Below are 17,797 nucleotides of genomic sequence, written 5' to 3' on the forward strand. Positions count from 1 at the left end.
GGAAATACAGAAGATGAGTCTCGGTAAAGTTGTTCAAGTTATCGGGCCCGTCGTCGATGTACAATTCTCTTTAAACGAAACCTTACCAGATATCAATAATGCGTTAAAAGTTACACGTGAAGATGGAACTGCTCTAATTATCGAAGTTACGCTTGAATTAGGTGACGGAGTTATGAGAACAATCGCCATGGATTCTACGGATGGCTTGCAACGTGGAACAGTTGTTGAAGACACAGGTGCTTCAATTTCTGTCCCTGTTGGTGAAGATACTCTTGGTCGAGTGTTTAACGTTTTAGGAGATACCATTGATGGTGGTCCTGAATTTAATAAAGATGCAGAGCGCAGTAGCATCCATAAAGATGCTCCTAAATATGATGAATTAAGTGCAAGTACTGAGGTTCTTGAAACAGGAATTAAAGTTATTGACTTGTTAGCCCCTTATATTAAAGGTGGTAAAATTGGATTATTCGGTGGTGCCGGTGTTGGTAAAACTGTTTTAATTCAAGAATTAATTCATAATATTGCTCAAGAACATAATGGTATTTCAGTGTTTACCGGTGTTGGTGAACGTACTCGTGAAGGTAATGACCTTTACTTTGAAATGAAAGAATCCGGCGTGTTAGAGAAGACAGCCATGGTGTTTGGTCAGATGAACGAGCCGCCTGGTGCCCGTATGCGTGTTGCATTGACTGGTCTTACAATTGCGGAATATTTCCGTGATGAAAAAGGACAAGATGTGCTATTGTTTATTGATAATATTTTCCGCTTTACACAAGCTGGTTCTGAAGTTTCAGCCTTATTAGGCCGTATTCCTTCAGCCGTAGGTTATCAACCAACATTAGCTACTGAAATGGGTCAATTGCAAGAACGTATCACGTCAACTAAAAAAGGTTCAGTTACATCAATTCAAGCAGTTTATGTTCCAGCTGATGATTATACTGATCCTGCTCCTGCAACGACGTTCGCCCATTTGGATGCAACAACTAACTTGGAACGTAGCTTAACGCAACAAGGTATTTACCCAGCTGTTGATCCTTTGGCTTCAACTTCAAGTGCTTTGACACCTGAAATTGTTGGAGAAGAACATTATCGTGTTGCTACGGAAGTTCAACATACGTTACAACGTTATCGTGAATTACAAGATATTATTTCTATTTTAGGTATGGATGAATTATCTGATGATGAAAAAGTAATTGTAGCACGTGCGCGTCGCATCCAATTCTTCCTTTCACAAAACTTTAATGTTGCCGAACAATTCACAGGAAAACCTGGATCATATGTACCAATTGCTGAAACAGTTCAAGGATTTAAAGATATTCTTGATGGTAAATATGATTCACTTCCTGAAGATGCTTTCAATGGTGTCGGCCCAATCGAAGATGTTATTGAAGCAGCAAATAAAATGGCAAAATAGGGGGTAATAACAGATGGCTGAAGATTCAGTTTTGACCGTTAGTATCGTCACTCCTGATGGTAGTGTTTATGACAATAATGCTAAAATGATTATTGTTAAAACACCCAGCGGGGAAATGGGTATTTTACCCAATCATATTCCAGTTATTGCTTCTCTTGATATTGATGCTGTCAGGGTTAAGGTAAATGATAATGAAGAAGATGAAATTGCCGTAAGTGGTGGATTCATTGAATTTTCAAAAAATGTCGCAACGGTTGTTGCAAATGCAGCAGAATGCCAAGAAGATATTGATGAAAATCGTGCACAGGCTGCTAAAAAAAGAGCTGAGCAGATGATTTCTACTGCAAAACAAACACATAATGTTGATGAACTTAAAAGATCTGAAATTGCACTTAGACGTGCAATCAATCGAATTAATATCTCTAAACATTAATACAAAAGTGGGTGCTGGATTTATTCAGTACCTTTTTTTGTATATACATATTAAATATTTCATTTTTGTTACAAATATTAGCGACAAGTGGTACAAAATATGCTATGCTTATGACGAATAAATTTTAGGAGTGTTTTGATGAATACTGTGGGAATCCAATCGCTAGTTACTTTAATGAGTCATCTAATGTTTATTGGAATTGCTTTTTGGGCAATTCAAGGGTTACGAATAGACAGGTTTTTCCCACAAAGTAGCCAACAAAGAATCAAAGTTTTAATTGTCTTATTGGCTATTTTATTAGGATATACAAGCAGTGCCTTTTTCTTAAATTTTATTGATAATGTTCGTAATTTAGTTTTTTTAGTTAAATAATAACGGGGGAATAACTTGTGGAAAAAATAATCGTCAAGGGTGGAAACTCACTCAATGGAACAGTGCATATAGAAGGCGCAAAGAATGCAGTATTGCCAATTCTAGCAGCCGGAATTTTAGCAAGTAGTGGTGAAAATACACTGTCAAATGTACCAGTTTTGTCAGATGTCTTTACAATGAATAACGTACTACGTTTTTTAAATTTAGACGTTGACTTTAATGAAGAAACTAATGAAGTTAAAATGAGTGCGACTAAAGAATTATCACCAGAAGCACCATTTGAATATGTTTCAAAAATGCGTGCTTCTATTGTTGTAATGGGACCACTTTTGGCACGACTTAAACATGCGAAGATTGCAATGCCTGGTGGGTGTGCAATAGGTTCTCGCCCAATTGATTTGCATTTAAAAGGTTTTGAAGCAATGGGTGCGCATATTGAACAATTCGATGGTTATATAGAAGCAACTGTAGATGAATTAAAGGGTGCCAACATTTATCTTGATTTTCCAAGTGTAGGTGCAACTCAGAATATTATGATGGCTGCAACATTAGCTACTGGTACAACTGTGATTGAAAATGTTGCAAGAGAACCAGAAATTGTTGATTTAGCTAATATTTTAAATAAAATGGGTGCTAAAGTACAAGGTGCTGGTACCGAAACAATTCGCATTCATGGTGTTAAGGCATTACATGGCGCTGATCATGCAGTTGTCCAAGATCGGATTGAAGCAGGGACATTCATGGTTGCTGCAGCAATGACTCAAGGTAATGTTTTAATCGAAGAGGCTATTGCGGAACACAATAAACCATTAATTTCTAAATTAGAAGAAATGGGCATTGACGTTATCCAAGAAGACAATGGTATCCGAGTAATTGGAACAGAAAAAATTAAACCAACTACAGTTAAAACATTGCCTCATCCAGGGTACCCAACTGATATGCAGCCTCAAATGACTGTCCTTCAATTAATGGCAGATGGTACAAGTATTTTAACAGAGACGGTATTCGAAAATCGTTTTATGCATCTTGAAGAATTACGACGTATGAATGCAAAATTTAAGATTGAAGGCAACTCAGTTGTCATGTATGGTCCAACTGACTTCAATGGTGCAGAAGTTGCTGCTACAGACTTAAGAGCTGCTGCAGCACTTGTGCTAGCAGGATTAGTAGCTCGTGGTTATACACAAGTTACACATCTTGAATATCTTGATCGAGGCTACTATCATTTCCATCAAAAGTTAGAAGCTTTGGGTGCTGAAATTAAACGTATCAATGATGATACACAAGATATAATTATTAAGACAGAAAATGAAGTAAAATAGAAGAAATGTCCATTTTGGACATTTTTTTATTGTATAGGTATATGGTATAATGCTTACATTAGTGTAAGTTTTAAGTGCCGAGAGGAGAAGCATAATGGCTAAAGATATTGGTATTGATTTAGGAACCGCAAATGTATTAATTAACGTACAAAATAAAGGAATCGTCTTAAATGAACCATCTGTTGTTGCAATTGACACAAAATCAGGTCGTGTATTAGCAGTTGGATCAGAAGCATATAAAATGGTTGGTAGAACACCTGGTAGTATTAGAGCTATCAGACCTATGAAAAATGGTGTCATTGCTGATTTTGATATTACAGAACAAATGTTAACTTACTTTATTAAAAAATTAAATGTGAGCGGCTTTTTATCAAAACCAAGTATTTTGATTTGTTGCCCAACAAATATCACATCAATTGAACAAAAAGCAATTATTCAAGCTGCTGAAAAAGCTGGTGGTGGCAAGGTTTATCTTGCTGAAGAACCTAAAGTTGCAGCTATTGGTGCTGGGTTGGATATTTATCAACCCCGTGGTAGTTTAGTGATTGATATTGGTGGTGGTACAAGTGATGTTGCCGTTATTTCATTAGGCGATATTGTAGCAAGCCGTTCATTACGTGTTGCTGGTGATCAATTGAATAGTGATGTTATCAATTTTGTTAAGCAAAAACATAACCTTCAAATCGGTGAACGTACAGCTGAAAAAGCTAAAATTGAAATTGGGACAGTTTACCCAGACAATCGTGCATTAGAAATGGAAATTCGTGGACGAGATGTTGTTACTGGTTTACCAAAGACAGTTGTGCTTAGCTCTGCTGAGATTGAAGAAGCAACTCATGATACAATGCAAGCAATCGTTGCAGCAACTAAAGAAGTTCTTGAACAAACACCACCAGAATTAGCATCAGATATTATTGATACTGGGATTATTTTAACAGGTGGCGGTGCATTATTAGATGGTGTTGATTTATTAATGTCATCGAACTTAGATATTCCTGTTATGGTGTCAGAAACACCATTGGATGATGTCGCAAAAGGAACTGGATTCTTGTTAGATCATATTGAAAAACAAGGTAGATAACAACTGTGATACTGGTTATTAAGGGAGGTCTATTAACGGGGCAATCTGTTGATGGACCTTTTCATATAGGAGGTGTCATTTATTTATGCAAAACTTAATGCTTGCACCAATCAAGTTTTATCAAAAATTTATTTCACCGATGTTTCCACCTAGTTGCCGGTACTATCCAACATGTTCAAACTATATGATTAAGGCAATTCAAAAACACGGTGCAAAAGGTATTATTATGGGTATCGGTAGGATTTTACGATGCCATCCTTTTGTCAGAGGCGGATACGATCCCGTACCTGATTACTTTACCGTACGAAGAAATAAGAACCCTAAAGGAGAAGAAAAGCATGTCTAAAAAAGAAAAAGAGATTGAAGTAGCAGAAAATGATATTAAAATTAATGGTGAGGATGCAGTTTCATTAACCGTTGGCGGTATTGAAATTGGTACAGTCATTCAACAAGATACAAAATTTGTTGCAACATTAAGTAACGGTGAGATATTCAAAGCTAAAACTCGTGATGAAGGTATTGATACTTTATTGCGCGATTTTCACTTACATCGCGGTTAATTAGTCAATTATTAAATTTTAGCCTATTCAAAAATTTAACGAAATAAGTGACATAGTGTGGAGGGGAATTCTATGAGTAGTAGAAAAGATGAGGTCGATAGTGAGTCAAGAATTGATTATGGTATTATTTTTGCCGTTTTAGTCTTGGCAATTATTGGGCTTGCCTCAATTTACGTATCAGCATCCCATGATACTAGTGCGACCTCAATTGTTAGCCAAATGGTTTCACAGTTAATGTGGTACGCTATTGGTGTCATTGCAATTGTCGTTATTATGCAATTTGACTCAGAACAATTATGGCGAGTCGCACCGATAGGGTATTTTATTGGCCTGTTTTTATTGATGATTGTTTTAGTCGTATATAGTCGACCTTTATATATAAACACAGGTGCTAAAAGTTGGATACCATTAGTTGGTTCGTTAACGTTCCAACCATCAGAAGTTATGAAGCCAGCATTTATATTAATGTTGGCGCGTGTGGTTACGATACATAACAATGATTATCCAACTCATAAAATTGGGACAGATATTATTTTATTAGCCAAAATGATAGCATGGACGTTACCAGTAGTTATTTTATTAAAACTGCAAAATGATTTTGGAACAATGCTCGTTTTCTTTGCTATTTTAGGTGGTGTCATTTTAGTTTCAGGTATCACTTGGAAGATTATTGGACCGGCATTTGGAACGGTGGCTGTTGTAGGTGGAACGGCATTATATATGGTTATTTCAACAACTGGTCGATCAATTCTAGAAAAAGTTGGCTTTTCTGCCTACCAATTTGACCGAATTGATAACTGGTTAGATCCATCAAAAGATACATCCGGAACAGGATATCAATTATGGCAAAGTATGAAAGCCATTGGATCAGGACAAATGACTGGTAAGGGATTTAACGTGTCAAATGTTTATGTTCCCGTCCGTGAATCTGATATGATTTTTTCTGTTATCGGCGAAAACTTTGGGTTTATTGGTGGTTGTATTTTAATCTTTATTTATTTCTTACTCATTTATCGAATGGTTCGTGCAACCTTTGATACGAAGAATGAATTTTATGCTTACTTATCTACTGGGGTCATTATGATGATTTTATTCCATGTTTTTGAAAACATTGGGATGAGTATTGGGTTACTACCTTTAACAGGTATTCCATTACCATTTGTCAGTCAAGGTGGGTCTGCTTTAGTAGGAAATATGATTGGAATTGGCTTAATTATGTCAATGCGATACCATCATAAGAGTTACATGTTCAGTAGCGAAGACGAAGATTTTGATAAAAAGATAAGGCAGTGATTCTATTATGGAATCACTGTTTTTTAAAACTAGGAGGTTTTGATGATGATTGATTTTTATTGGTATCCTAAATGTTCAACTTGTAGAAAAGCAAAACAATGGTTAGACGAAAATGAGGTTGAATACCATATAATAGATCTTATCCAAGAAACACCAAAGGCGAGTCTAATCGAAAAATGGTTGAATGAGTCTGGTCTTCCAGCAATATCTTTTTTTAATACACAAGGAAATAAGTATCGTGAATTAAATCTAAAAGATAAACGACCAACGATGACAATTCAGCAATCAAGTCAAATTTTAGCATCAGATGGGATGTTAATGAAACGTCCGGTATTAACTGATGGAACAAAATTAACGACCGGATTCAGTGAAGATGTTTTTACAGAGACATGGTTAAATAAATAAAACTGTTGACATTAAATTTTAATCTAGCTATAATCAACTACAATAAGAAATACAGATAAGACGTTTTGAAAAGATGAGTAAATTTTAGTAATTAGTTAAGAGAATCCTGGTAGCTGAAAAGGGATCAAAATTACGGAATTGAATATGGTCTTGGAACGTTTGGTAGATGAGCAATGTTAATCTACCTTGGGTACGCCCAATACAGCGGAAAGGTATCGGTTATATTAAAACCCGTACCTGATGAGATTGTTATCGTGAGGTAACAATAAAACAAGGTGGTAACACGTGAAGTTTATAACTTCTCGTCCTTCCGTTTATTAAACGGGGGATGGGAGGTTATTTTTTTGCAGAAAAATTAGGAGGTATTAACATGATTGAGTTTAAAAATGTATCAAAAGAGTTTATCACGAAAAGTGGTAAGGTTAGCGCTGTTTCTGATGTGAATCTTTCGGTGGAAGATGGTAGCATCTTAGGTATTGTAGGATATTCAGGTGCTGGTAAAAGTACATTAATTAGAATGCTGAATGGATTAGAGACACCAACTTCGGGTGAAGTTGACGTTAATGGCGCTAAAATCGCATCTTTATCGGGTAGAACATTGAGAAAGCAACGTCAAAAAATTGGCATGATTTTTCAACATTTTAATTTACTCTGGTCACGAACGGTTGTGGAAAACATCATGTTTCCACTTGAACTTGCTGGAATAAGTAAAACTGAGCGGTTGTCCAAAGCTGAAGAATTAACAACATTAGTTGGGTTAAAAGGTAAAGAAAATGCATATCCTTCTGAGTTATCTGGTGGACAAAAGCAACGAGTTGGGATTGCTAGGGCTTTAGCGAATGATCCTGAAATTTTGATTTGTGATGAAGCAACAAGTGCGCTAGATCCACAAACAACAGATGAAATATTAGATTTATTACTTCAAATTAATCATAAATTGAAATTAACAATTGTATTAATCACTCATGAAATGCATGTGGTTCGTAAGATATGTGATCACGTTGCTGTAATGGAATCTGGAAAATTAGTGGAGAGTGGACTTGTCTTAGACGTCTTTAAGCGTCCGAAACAAGACGTCACAAAACGATTCGTTAATCAGGAGGTCACACCAGCTCTACATGATACTGAACTTGCTGTAAATGAATTAATTGAAGCTTATCCACAAGGGTTGATTGTTCAATTAACCTTTCACAGTACGCAGACGCAAATGCCAATTATCTCTGAAATGTTAAGACAAATTCCAGAAGTTGATTTTAATATCGTTGAGGGTTCCATTCATCAAACTCAAGGTGGCCCAATTGGAACATTATATATTCAATTAACTGGTCCAAAAATAAGTTTAGATCAAACCGTTCCATTCTTGCAAAAAATGAAAGTAGAAACGGAGGTATTGCATTATGGGGACTAATACTTGGGCGTCATATTTTAACTTTAATGCTGTTAACTGGGATGAATTCTGGTCAAATACTTGGGAAACAATCAGTATGACATTAATATCTACAATAGCCGTTACAATTTTGGGTATTATCTTAGGTCTTATTTTATTTGAAACAAAACAAAAAACGACCGGTAAAATAAGTATCTGGGTAAAAATAATTAATTGGATTGTTTCAGCCATGGTTAACATTTTTCGTTCAATTCCGTTTATTATTTTAATTGTCTTATTATTGCCTTTTACTAAGGCTTTAGTTGGTTCTATTATTGGACCGATTGCAGCATTGCCAGCTCTAATCCTCTCGGCGGCTCCATTTTATGCACGAATGGTGGAACTTGCTTTTCGTGAGATTGATTATGGTGTGATTGAAGCAGCTGAAGCAATGGGTGCTAACAAGGCACAAATCATTTGGAAAGTACTATTACGAGAAAGTTTACCAGCTCTTATTTCAGGGGCGACAGTTACTGGAATTACAATTATTGGGTACACGGCAATGGCTGGTACGATTGGTGCCGGTGGGCTAGGAAATTGGGCTTTCATTGAAGGTTATGGTGCTAATAATAATACTGTTACACTAGTTGCAACGGTCACAATCATCATTATTGTTGCCATTTTTCAACTTATTGGTGATCATTCAGCTAAATTAATCGATAAACGAAATAATTAAGGGGTAACCTCATGAGAATAAACAAAAAGTTCATTTTTTCATTTCTATTTTTGACTCTTTTATTAGCTGGATGCGGGAAACAATCAAATGGAATGACTACTTTGACAATTGGTGCTAGTAATATGCCCCATGCAGAAATTCTAGATCATGTAAAACCAATGTTGGCAAAAGAAGGTATCGATTTAAAAGTTAAAGTTTTTCAGGATTATGTGATGCCTAATAAAGCGACTGAATCTGGTGATTTAGATGCTAATTATTTTCAACATAAACCATTTTTAGATAATTGGGACAAACAGAATAATGGTGATTTAATAAGTGTTGGAAATGTTCATCTTGAACCAATCGGTGTCTATTCTAAACAAGTTAAAAAGTTAACTGATTTGAAGAAAGGAAGTACGGTTTTAGTATCTAACAGTATTTCAGATTATGGTCGTGTTTTAACTATTTTTAAAGATGCTGGATTAATAACCCTGAAAAAAGGGACAGACGTGGCAACTGCAAATTTTGCTGATATCAAAACAAATAAATTAAATTTAGTTTTTAAGCATACGTATGAGCCAAAATTGATGTCTGATTTATATGAAAATAATGAAGGCTCAGCCATCATTATTAATGCAAATTATGCGGTTGAAGCTGGATTAAATCCAACGAAACAAGCTATTGCATTAGAACGTAGTACATCATCATATGCGAATTTAGTTGCTGTCGCACCAAAAAATAAAGATAATCCTGCGATTAAAAAGTTAGTTAAAGCACTACAATCTAAAAAGACACGCGAATGGATTTTGAATAAGTATAAAGGTGCCGTTATTCCTGCAAAATAAAGAGAATTGAATTAGTCGACATGACTAATTCAATTCTCTTTATTTTGCAATTTTATTAATTAGCCATTTGAAAATAGCTAAATCTGATGGTTCTCTTATATAAGACATTTCGGGATGCCATTGAACACCTAAAATGAGACCGTCATTACTACTGATACCTTCAATTAGGCCATCTGAACTTGTCGCAATGGCCGTTAATGAATCACCTAAACGGTTAATGGCTTGGTGATGGTACGTATTGACACGAAGCGTTGAACCATAAGTATCTGATAAATAATTATTTGCTTTAATCGATACAGAATGTGTGGCGTATTCTGGTAATGTTGGATCTTGTAAATGCTTAACTTGCCAATTTGAATAGTCACTTAAATCTTGATAGAGTGTTCCACCAAAAAAGACGTTAAGTATTTGTAGTCCACGGCAAATACCAAGTATTGGTATTTTTCGAGAAATAGCTTCCTTGATTAAAGCGAGCTCCATTTCGTCACGTGGGGGATTTAATTCTTCTAATTTTGGATGAGGTTCTTGGCCGTATAAGATTGGTGAAACATCTTGACCACCTGCTAATAGTAAACCATCTACCAAATCAAGATAACTAGATGCGTTTGCTAAATCAGTAGGAATGATTAGTGGTAAACCGCCAACTTCAATAATGGCATCAATATAGCCTTGAGGTGTATAAGTAATTTCGTTAATGTGCATGCCTGTAATTGGATTTCGATTAGGATTTCCAACAATACCGATAATAGGTTTCATAAATGAACCTCCTCAAAATTTACTTTTTATTAGTTTAACTTAATTAAATAAAGATTGCGAGTCTCGAGGCTCCATTGAAATGGATAATTTATTAAGATAGAATGGAATATATTAATGAATCGGAGGAATGCTAAAATGTCGACACTTGAGGTTAAAAATTTACATGTAGAAATTGAAGATAAAGAAATTTTAAAAGGTGTTAATTTAAAAATGTCGACTGGAGAAGTACACGCAATCATGGGTCCAAATGGAACAGGTAAATCAACTTTATCTGAGGCCATTATGGGGAATCCTGCGTATAAAGTGACAGAAGGCGAAGTATTGCTGAATGGTGTAAACATTTTAGAACTACCTGTTGATGAGCGAGCTCGAGCAGGATTATTTTTAGCAATGCAATATCCTTCAGAAATTCCTGGTGTAACAAATGCTGAATTTATGCGTGCAGCAATCAACGCACGTCGACCGGAAGATAAACAAATCCCAATTCGAGAATATTTAAAGAAATTAGATAAAACGATGACAACTTTAGATATGACTGAGGAAATGGCTGATCGTTATTTAAATGAAGGTTTTTCAGGTGGCGAAAAGAAACGTAATGAAATTTTACAACTGATGATGATTGAACCAAAATTTGCTATTTTAGATGAAATTGATTCAGGTCTAGACATTGATGCATTGAAAGTTGTTTCGAGAGGCGTAAATGAAATGTTGAAAAATGCGGAATTTGGAACACTTATGATTACGCATTACCAACGTTTGCTGAACTATATTGTGCCTGATGTGGTGCACGTTATGATGGATGGACGGGTTGTTAAAACGGGTGGCGCCGAACTTGCAGAAAAACTGGAAGAAGAAGGCTATGCTGGTTTGCGTGATGAATTAGGGCTAGACATTACTTTAACAGACGAGAACCTTTAGTGGAGGGCCGGAAAATGATTGATTTGAAGCTCTTAGAACAAAGTATAATTGATTTTTCAAATTTAAAACAAGAACCTGAGTGGTTTCAACAATTAAGAAGAGATGCCTTTGTAAAAAAAACATTACTAGCGCTTCCTTCATTTGAAAAAATTAGATACCAAAAATGGCCCATTATACCTGAAACACTGGTTAAAGAATCAGGGGAATTTGTTTCAAAAAAATCGGATGAAAATACGTTTATTCAAGTTGGATCTCGAACGATTAGTTTAAATATATCTGAGGAATTAAAAGAAAATCATGTTATTATTTGCGACTGGTCAACCGCGTTAGTGGAACATGCAGATTTAATTAAGAAATATTTTATGACTAAGGCAGTTAAATGGGATAGTGATTTGTTGACCGCAACGCATTTAGCACAATTAACCGGTGGTTTGTTTATTTATGTACCTAAAAATGTTGTATTAGACAACCCAATTACAACTTATTTAACGCAGGATGCACGGGACAATCAGGACTATGTACAGCATGTTTTAATTGTCGCAGCAGAAAATAGTCAGTTTTCATATCTAGAAAATCGTTCAACAGTCGGTGATCAGATCACAACCGCAAATATTATTGTGGAAGTGATTGCTAAAGCTAACAGTCATGTTAAATTTGCTGGAGTTGATCAATTAGGGGAACATACAACAGCATATATTAACCGTCGGGGTTATTTATTAGGCAATGCAAAAATAGATTGGTCAATTGGATTACTTAATAATGGCAATATAATTGGCGATTTCGATTCTGATTTAATTGGTGCAGGTTCTCACGCAGATGTTAAAGTTGTTGCGATTTCAACAGGAAATCAGATTCAAGGGATTGATACACGGGTGACGAATTATGGTAAACATTCAATTGGTCAAATTCTGCAACACGGTGTAATTTTATCGCGTTCTACATTAATATTTAATGGAATTGGCCATATTATTAAAGGTGCAAAGGGTGCGAATGCTCAACAAGAAAGCCGTGTGCTAATGTTATCCACAAAAGCACGTGGAGACGCTAATCCTATTTTATTAATTGATGAAAATGATGTTCAAGCTGGACATGCAGCTAGTGTTGGACGCGTGAATCAGGAACAATTGTACTATCTGATGAGTCGTGGATTACACAAAGAAGAAGCAGAAAGACTTGTTATTCGTGGATTCTTAGGACCTGTTTTAACGGCAATTCCGGCAGTTGATGTTCGTGAACGATTAATCGAAACAATAGAGGGGAAACTCATTAATGGTCAAAAATTTGAAAAAGTATCGCAATGATTTTCCTATTTTAAAGCAAATTGTGAATGATGAACCGTTAATTTATTTTGACAATGCTGCAACTGTTCAGAAACCACAAGCAGTTATTAATGCCATTTCACATTATTATGAAAATGATAATGCCAATGTACATCGTGGTGTGCATACTTTAGCCGAGCGTACAACACAGCAATTTGAAGATGTACGACAAGCTGTTGCTGATTTTATTCATGCAAAATATTCAGCTGAAATCTTATTTACAAAAGGGACAACCGAAAGTTTAAACTGGGTTGCTCAGGGTTTTGCACAGAATCGATTGAAACCAGGGGATGAGATTTTAATATCTATTATGGAACACCATAGTAACCTTGTTCCTTGGCAACAAGTCGCACAAGCAACTGGTGCTAAATTAGTTTACATCGACATAACAGATGATGGACAATTAGACATTAATGATGCGAAATTAAAAATGACAGCTAAAACTAAAATTGTATCGCTAACTCAAATTTCAAATGTTTTGGGGAGTATAAACCCCATCAAAGAATTAACGGACATGGCACATACAGTCGGTGCGGTTGTTATTTGTGATGGGGCGCAATCAATACCTTATATGCCGATTAATGTTCAGGAGTTAGATGTTGATTTTTTTGCTTTTTCAGGTCATAAAATGGGGGCTGCAACTGGTATTGGCGTTTTATATGGAAAAAGTAATTATTTGAACGAGATGCAGCCACTAGAATTTGGTGGTGAGATGATTGATTTTGTTGAAGAGCAACAATCAACCTTTAAAGATATTCCTTGGAAATTTGAAGCGGGGACACCTAATATTGAAGGGGTCATTTCATTAGGTGCTACTATTCACTATTTAAATGAAGTTGGAATGGTTAATATACAAGCACATGAACAGATGCTCATCACTGATTTATTACCTAAATTAAAAGCCATTTCTGGCATTACTGTCTATGGGCCAACTGAAAGTAAAAAACGATCAGGCGTTATTTCATTTAATTTGGAGGGACTACATCCGCATGACGTTGCGACAGCTCTTGATATGCAAGGAATTGCGGTTCGCGCGGGTCATCATTGTGCACAGCCATTAATGAAGTGCATGGGTGTATCGTCAACTGTTCGTATTAGTTTATATTTTTACAATACTTTAGAAGAAAATCAAAAATTTATTGACGCGTTAATCGCTACAAAGGAGTTCTTTAAAAATGGGACTATCTAAATTAGATAATTTATATCGCCAAGTTATTTTGGAACATGCCACACATCCGCATCATCATGGCTCACTAGTAAAGGGTCAGAAATCAATTGAACTCAGAAATCCAACCTGTGGGGATGTTTTAAAAGTTGAACTTATCATGAGTGACAACAAGGTTCAAGATGTTGCCTTTTCTGGGACGGGTTGTACGATTAGCCAGGCATCTGCAAGTATGATGACTGATGAAATTATTGGTAAAGCAAAAAATGAAATAGAAGAAATGGTGACAACATTTTCAAGAATGGTAACAGGTGAAACGATTGATGAAAATCTTTTAGGTGATGCTGCTATTTTAGAAGGTGTCGCTCAGTTTCCAGCTCGGATTAAGTGTGCCACATTAGCTTGGAAGGCAGTTTATCAAGCTATTAATTTAGAAAATTAGAGAGGAGGTAAGATATGAAAGAACTAGATGTTGGTGGTGAGTATGAATATGGCTTTAAAGATGATATTGAGCCTGTTTATTCAACTGGGCGTGGCTTAACCGAAGCGATTGTTCGAGAAATTTCGGCAGCAAAAAATGAACCAGAGTGGATGTTGGATTATCGACTTCGTGCCTTTGCCTTATATGAAAAGATGCCAATGCCAAGTTTTGGTCCTGATTTGTCTAAGTTAGATTTAGCTAATATGCGCTATTTTCAACGTGCTAGTGATAATGTTGCTAGAGACTGGGAAGATGTCCCAGATAAGATTAAAGAAACCTTTGACCGACTTGGTGTTCCAGAAGCTGAACGTAAATACTTAGCTGGCTCTTCTGCACAATATGAATCAGAAGTTGTTTACCATCATATGCGTGAAGATTTTGAAAAATTAGGAATTATTTTTATGAGTACAGATGCTGCCGTCCAAGAATATCCTGAATTGGTTAAACAGTATTTTGGCAAATTGGTTCCTGCCTCTAATAATAAATTTTCAGCTTTAAATTCGGCTGTTTGGTCTGGTGGTACTTTTATCTATGTACCTAAAGGTGTGAAGACCGAGGTGCCTATTCAAAGTTATTTCAGAATTAATGCGGAGAATACAGGACAATTTGAACGAACATTAATCATTGTTGATGAAGGCGCAAGTGTTAATTACGTTGAAGGTTGTACAGCACCTAATTATTCGGCAGACAGTTTGCATGCGGCAGTCGTTGAAGTGAACGTCATGAAAGATGCCTATTGTCGGTATACAACGATTCAAAATTGGTCAGATAATGTGTATAGCTTAGAGACAAAACGTGCTAGAGCCTTAGAAAATGCGACGATGGAGTGGGTTGATGGTAACCTTGGATCAAAAGTTACAATGAAATATCCAAGTATTTATTTAGATGGTCAAGGCGCACATGGCACAATGTTGTCGATTGCGTTTGCTGGTGGGAATATCGTTCAAGATACTGGGGCAAAAATGATTCACAATGCTAAAAATACGACTTCTTCGATTGTTTCTAAATCGTTATGTAAAGATGGTGGACGAGTTGATTATCGAGGTTATTTAAAATTTGGTAGACATAGTGATGGTTCGTTTGCACATGTCGAATGCGATACAATCATCATGGATGATAAATCAGCGAGTGATACGATTCCATTTAATGAAATTTTAAATGGCAATGTTTCTATGGAACATGAAGCTAAAGTTTCTAAAATTTCTGAAGAACAATTATATTACTTAATGAGTCGCGGAATTTCTGAAGCAAAAGCAACAGAGATGATTGTAATGGGATTTGTTGAACCGTTCACCAAAGAATTACCGATGGAATACGCTGTTGAATTGAATCGTCTGATTGAGTATCAGATGGAAGGCAGTGTGGGGTAAAATAGTTTAGAATGATGTTACTTTTCCTAAAAAGTAAATAAGGGGATAATAATTAAATGATATATGCACTGGAAATAAAAGGCTTAAAAAAAGAATATGCAACGGGTGTTAAAGCGTTACGTGGTATTGATCTGGCTGTAGAAGAAGGGGATTTTTATGCACTTTTAGGGCCTAATGGTGCGGGAAAATCAACGACAATTGGTATTATTACATCTCTTGTGAATAAAACAGCGGGAACAGTGAAGGTTTTTGATTACGATATTGATACCAATTTGGTACAAGCCAAACAACAAATTGGACTTGTCCCACAGGAATTTAACTTTAATCCTTTTGAAACGGTTCAACAAATTGTTGTTAATCAGGCTGGTTACTATGGTGTTCCTCATAAAGAAGCAATGGAGCGCAGTGAAAAATATTTAAAACAGTCAGATTTATGGGAAAAACGTAATGTACGTGCACGAATGCTTTCTGGTGGGATGAAACGAAGATTGATGATTGCCAGGGCATTAATGCATGAACCTCGGTTGCTCATTTTAGACGAACCAACTGCGGGTGTAGATATTGAGTTGAGACGTGAAATGTGGTCTTTTTTAAAGGAATTGAATGAGAATGGCACAACGATTATCTTGACGACTCATTATTTAGAAGAAGCAGAAACACTTTGTCGTCATATCGGTATTATTCAATCAGGTGAGTTGATTGAAAATACGAGCATGAAAACTTTATTATCAAAATTACAATTTGAAACGTTTATTTTCGATTTAGATGTGTATGATAAAAAGCCAGAAATTATAGGGTATAAAAATTCCTTTGAAGACGCGCAAACAATTTCTATCGAAGTTGAACGAAATCAAGGTGTTAATGGGATCTTTAAACAATTTGATGAACAAGGGATAAAAGTTCTTTCTATGCGAAATAAATCGAATCGATTAGAAGAGTTATTCTTGAAAATTACGGAAGAAAAGCACCAAGTGGGGGAGAAACATGTTTAATCAATATTTTACTGCATTAAAAAGTCTCGCAATAAAAGAAACTAATCGTTATTTGAGAATTTGGGTACAGACATTAGTACCACCAGTGATTACAACATCATTGTATTTTATTATATTTGGTAAAATGATTGGTGGCCGAATTGGTGCAATGGGTGGATTTTCATATATGGAATTCATTGTACCAGGGTTAATTATGATGTCGGTGATCACTAGTTCGTATGCTAATGTATCTTCGTCATTTTTTTCTCAGAAATTTCAGAAAAATATTGAAGAATTACTAGTTGCACCAGTACCAACGCATATTATTATATGGGGATTTGTTATTGGAGGACTTGGAAGAAGTGTTTTAGTTGGGGCACTTGTCACTATTATTTCATTATTTTTTGTACCTCTTCATGTTTTTTCGTGGGTCATTATTATTATCACACTTTTGATGACAGCCATTTTATTTTCATTAGCAGGATTAATTAATGGTATTTTTGCACAGTCATTTGATGATGTGTCAATTGTACCTACGTTTGTTTTACAGCCATTAACTTATCTTGGTGGTGTTTTCTATTCTATTTCAATGTTACCACCAGTTTGGCAGGCCATCTCTAAGATTAATCCAATTGTTTATATGATTTCAGGATTTAGATATGGTTTTTTAGGTAAGACTGATGTATCACTTGCTTTATCAATGATAATTCTTATTCTGTTTATTGGTGTTCTTTACTGGATTTGTTGGTATCTTATTAATAAAGGTAGAGGTTTGAGAAGTTAGGATAGCCAATGTAATAATCCTTCTTTCTTATTAATCATTCTGTGACGGTTGATCAATAATGAATCTGGATAGCACCAAAAACAAAAGTCTTATGGCTTTTGTTTTTTTGTTAGGGTACGAAAAATGGTACCAAAGATAGATATCGTAGACTCTTTAAAAGATAGATATAAGGTATATTTTGAAAAAATGTCTGTTTTTCAAGTAAATTATTATTAAAACACTAGAAT

The 17,797-nt window shown here is 35.6% G+C and carries 20 protein-coding genes; 19 read left to right on the plus strand and 1 reads right to left on the minus strand.

What is annotated here, in order from left to right:
• Window positions 1-13 precede the first annotated feature (13 nt).
• The 12 genes from atpD (at window position 14) to AC1RPH_RS05320 (ending at window position 9,806) form a co-directional block, all read left to right on the plus strand.
• A complete protein-coding gene (atpD, locus tag AC1RPH_RS05265; protein WP_409022308.1) occupies window positions 14-1,414 on the plus strand; it encodes a F0F1 ATP synthase subunit beta in 1,401 nt (466 codons plus the stop codon).
• A 13-nt stretch (window positions 1,415-1,427) separates the two neighbouring features.
• On the plus strand, window positions 1,428-1,847 hold the full coding sequence (locus AC1RPH_RS05270) for a F0F1 ATP synthase subunit epsilon (protein ID WP_481761640.1): 420 nt from the start codon (window positions 1,428-1,430) through the stop codon (window positions 1,845-1,847).
• A gap of 138 nt (window positions 1,848-1,985) precedes the next feature.
• Entirely contained in the window at window positions 1,986-2,219 is a 234-nt protein-coding gene (locus AC1RPH_RS05275; protein ID WP_409022310.1) for a DUF1146 family protein, read from the plus strand.
• Window positions 2,220-2,236: 17 nt separating this feature from the next.
• Window positions 2,237-3,541: a UDP-N-acetylglucosamine 1-carboxyvinyltransferase gene (gene murA, locus AC1RPH_RS05280; protein ID WP_481761641.1), complete on the plus strand. Its 1,305-nt coding sequence runs from the start codon at window positions 2,237-2,239 to the stop codon at window positions 3,539-3,541.
• A 94-nt stretch (window positions 3,542-3,635) separates the two neighbouring features.
• Window positions 3,636-4,622 (plus strand): rod shape-determining protein, encoded by a 987-nt coding sequence (mreB, locus tag AC1RPH_RS05285; RefSeq protein WP_409022312.1) that lies wholly within the window; start codon window positions 3,636-3,638, stop codon window positions 4,620-4,622.
• A gap of 85 nt (window positions 4,623-4,707) precedes the next feature.
• On the plus strand, window positions 4,708-4,968 hold the full coding sequence (gene yidD / locus AC1RPH_RS05290) for a membrane protein insertion efficiency factor YidD (protein WP_409022313.1): 261 nt from the start codon (window positions 4,708-4,710) through the stop codon (window positions 4,966-4,968).
• On the plus strand, window positions 4,961-5,182 hold the full coding sequence (locus AC1RPH_RS05295) for a DUF2969 domain-containing protein (protein WP_409022314.1): 222 nt from the start codon (window positions 4,961-4,963) through the stop codon (window positions 5,180-5,182). The genes yidD and AC1RPH_RS05295 overlap by 8 nt, the downstream gene beginning before the upstream one ends.
• A 72-nt stretch (window positions 5,183-5,254) precedes the next feature.
• Complete coding sequence (locus tag AC1RPH_RS05300; RefSeq protein WP_481761642.1) at window positions 5,255-6,475, plus strand: FtsW/RodA/SpoVE family cell cycle protein; 1,221 nt, start codon at window positions 5,255-5,257, stop codon at window positions 6,473-6,475.
• A 45-nt stretch (window positions 6,476-6,520) separates the two neighbouring features.
• Window positions 6,521-6,880, plus strand: a complete 360-nt coding sequence (locus AC1RPH_RS05305) for an arsenate reductase family protein (RefSeq protein ID WP_481761721.1) — start codon at window positions 6,521-6,523, stop codon at window positions 6,878-6,880.
• A 370-nt stretch (window positions 6,881-7,250) separates the two neighbouring features.
• On the plus strand, window positions 7,251-8,288 hold the full coding sequence (locus AC1RPH_RS05310; protein WP_481761643.1) for a methionine ABC transporter ATP-binding protein: 1,038 nt from the start codon (window positions 7,251-7,253) through the stop codon (window positions 8,286-8,288).
• A complete protein-coding gene (locus tag AC1RPH_RS05315) occupies window positions 8,278-8,982 on the plus strand; it encodes a methionine ABC transporter permease (RefSeq protein WP_409022317.1) in 705 nt (234 codons plus the stop codon). The genes AC1RPH_RS05310 and AC1RPH_RS05315 overlap by 11 nt, the downstream gene beginning before the upstream one ends.
• 17 nt (window positions 8,983-8,999) lie before the next feature.
• Window positions 9,000-9,806 (plus strand): MetQ/NlpA family ABC transporter substrate-binding protein, encoded by an 807-nt coding sequence (locus AC1RPH_RS05320; protein ID WP_481761722.1) that lies wholly within the window; start codon window positions 9,000-9,002, stop codon window positions 9,804-9,806.
• 39 nt (window positions 9,807-9,845) lie between these two features.
• On the opposite strand, the gene AC1RPH_RS05325 is transcribed toward AC1RPH_RS05320, so the two are convergent.
• Complete coding sequence (locus AC1RPH_RS05325; protein WP_481761644.1) at window positions 9,846-10,562, minus strand: gamma-glutamyl-gamma-aminobutyrate hydrolase family protein; 717 nt, start codon at window positions 10,560-10,562, stop codon at window positions 9,846-9,848.
• A 135-nt stretch (window positions 10,563-10,697) separates the two neighbouring features.
• On the opposite strand from AC1RPH_RS05325, the gene sufC reads away from it, so the two are divergent.
• Genes sufC through AC1RPH_RS05360 form a run of 7 tightly spaced genes read left to right on the plus strand, consistent with a single transcriptional unit; the run spans window position 10,698 to window position 17,570 of the window.
• Window positions 10,698-11,480 carry a Fe-S cluster assembly ATPase SufC gene (gene sufC / locus AC1RPH_RS05330; protein WP_481761645.1) on the plus strand — a complete coding sequence of 261 codons (783 nt, stop codon included), beginning with the start codon at window positions 10,698-10,700 and terminating at the stop codon, window positions 11,478-11,480.
• 14 nt (window positions 11,481-11,494) lie between these two features.
• Window positions 11,495-12,781, plus strand: a complete 1,287-nt coding sequence (sufD, locus tag AC1RPH_RS05335; RefSeq protein WP_481761646.1) for a Fe-S cluster assembly protein SufD — start codon at window positions 11,495-11,497, stop codon at window positions 12,779-12,781.
• Complete coding sequence (locus AC1RPH_RS05340) at window positions 12,750-13,988, plus strand: aminotransferase class V-fold PLP-dependent enzyme (protein WP_481761647.1); 1,239 nt, start codon at window positions 12,750-12,752, stop codon at window positions 13,986-13,988. Before sufD ends, AC1RPH_RS05340 begins: the two co-directional genes overlap by 32 nt.
• Window positions 13,975-14,406, plus strand: coding sequence for a Fe-S cluster assembly sulfur transfer protein SufU (sufU, locus tag AC1RPH_RS05345; RefSeq protein WP_481761648.1), 432 nt, complete (start codon window positions 13,975-13,977; stop codon window positions 14,404-14,406). The genes AC1RPH_RS05340 and sufU overlap by 14 nt, the downstream gene beginning before the upstream one ends.
• A gap of 14 nt (window positions 14,407-14,420) precedes the next feature.
• Entirely contained in the window at window positions 14,421-15,815 is a 1,395-nt protein-coding gene (gene sufB, locus AC1RPH_RS05350; protein WP_481761649.1) for a Fe-S cluster assembly protein SufB, read from the plus strand.
• 56 nt (window positions 15,816-15,871) lie between these two features.
• Window positions 15,872-16,807, plus strand: a complete 936-nt coding sequence (locus AC1RPH_RS05355; RefSeq protein WP_481761650.1) for an ABC transporter ATP-binding protein — start codon at window positions 15,872-15,874, stop codon at window positions 16,805-16,807.
• The gene (locus AC1RPH_RS05360; protein WP_481761651.1) at window positions 16,800-17,570 is read left to right on the plus strand and encodes an ABC transporter permease; all 771 of its coding nucleotides are present in this window, start codon (window positions 16,800-16,802) and stop codon (window positions 17,568-17,570) included. The genes AC1RPH_RS05355 and AC1RPH_RS05360 overlap by 8 nt, the downstream gene beginning before the upstream one ends.
• The last annotated feature ends 227 nt before the right edge of the window (window positions 17,571-17,797 follow it).

Source organism: Dellaglioa sp. CoH-57-MRSF-16 (genome assembly GCF_056782055.1).

What these genes read in the sequence shown, in the direction of transcription:
- atpD (WP_409022308.1), top strand. Translation starts at nt 14, where the DNA reads ATGAGTCTCGGTAAAGTTGTTCAAGTTATCGGGCCCGTCGTCGATGTA.
- AC1RPH_RS05270 (WP_481761640.1), top strand. Translation starts at nt 1,428, where the DNA reads ATGGCTGAAGATTCAGTTTTGACCGTTAGTATCGTCACTCCTGATGGT.
- AC1RPH_RS05275 (WP_409022310.1), top strand. Translation starts at nt 1,986, where the DNA reads ATGAATACTGTGGGAATCCAATCGCTAGTTACTTTAATGAGTCATCTA.
- mreB (WP_409022312.1), top strand. Translation starts at nt 3,636, where the DNA reads ATGGCTAAAGATATTGGTATTGATTTAGGAACCGCAAATGTATTAATT.
- yidD (WP_409022313.1), top strand. Translation starts at nt 4,708, where the DNA reads ATGCAAAACTTAATGCTTGCACCAATCAAGTTTTATCAAAAATTTATT.
- AC1RPH_RS05295 (WP_409022314.1), top strand. Translation starts at nt 4,961, where the DNA reads ATGTCTAAAAAAGAAAAAGAGATTGAAGTAGCAGAAAATGATATTAAA.
- AC1RPH_RS05300 (WP_481761642.1), top strand. Translation starts at nt 5,255, where the DNA reads ATGAGTAGTAGAAAAGATGAGGTCGATAGTGAGTCAAGAATTGATTAT.
- AC1RPH_RS05305 (WP_481761721.1), top strand. Translation starts at nt 6,521, where the DNA reads ATGATTGATTTTTATTGGTATCCTAAATGTTCAACTTGTAGAAAAGCA.
- AC1RPH_RS05310 (WP_481761643.1), top strand. Translation starts at nt 7,251, where the DNA reads ATGATTGAGTTTAAAAATGTATCAAAAGAGTTTATCACGAAAAGTGGT.
- AC1RPH_RS05315 (WP_409022317.1), top strand. Translation starts at nt 8,278, where the DNA reads ATGGGGACTAATACTTGGGCGTCATATTTTAACTTTAATGCTGTTAAC.
- AC1RPH_RS05325 (WP_481761644.1), bottom strand. Translation starts at nt 10,562, where the DNA reads ATGAAACCTATTATCGGTATTGTTGGAAATCCTAATCGAAATCCAATT.
- sufC (WP_481761645.1), top strand. Translation starts at nt 10,698, where the DNA reads ATGTCGACACTTGAGGTTAAAAATTTACATGTAGAAATTGAAGATAAA.
- sufD (WP_481761646.1), top strand. Translation starts at nt 11,495, where the DNA reads ATGATTGATTTGAAGCTCTTAGAACAAAGTATAATTGATTTTTCAAAT.
- AC1RPH_RS05340 (WP_481761647.1), top strand. Translation starts at nt 12,750, where the DNA reads ATGGTCAAAAATTTGAAAAAGTATCGCAATGATTTTCCTATTTTAAAG.
- sufU (WP_481761648.1), top strand. Translation starts at nt 13,975, where the DNA reads ATGGGACTATCTAAATTAGATAATTTATATCGCCAAGTTATTTTGGAA.
- sufB (WP_481761649.1), top strand. Translation starts at nt 14,421, where the DNA reads ATGAAAGAACTAGATGTTGGTGGTGAGTATGAATATGGCTTTAAAGAT.
- AC1RPH_RS05355 (WP_481761650.1), top strand. Translation starts at nt 15,872, where the DNA reads ATGATATATGCACTGGAAATAAAAGGCTTAAAAAAAGAATATGCAACG.
- AC1RPH_RS05360 (WP_481761651.1), top strand. Translation starts at nt 16,800, where the DNA reads ATGTTTAATCAATATTTTACTGCATTAAAAAGTCTCGCAATAAAAGAA.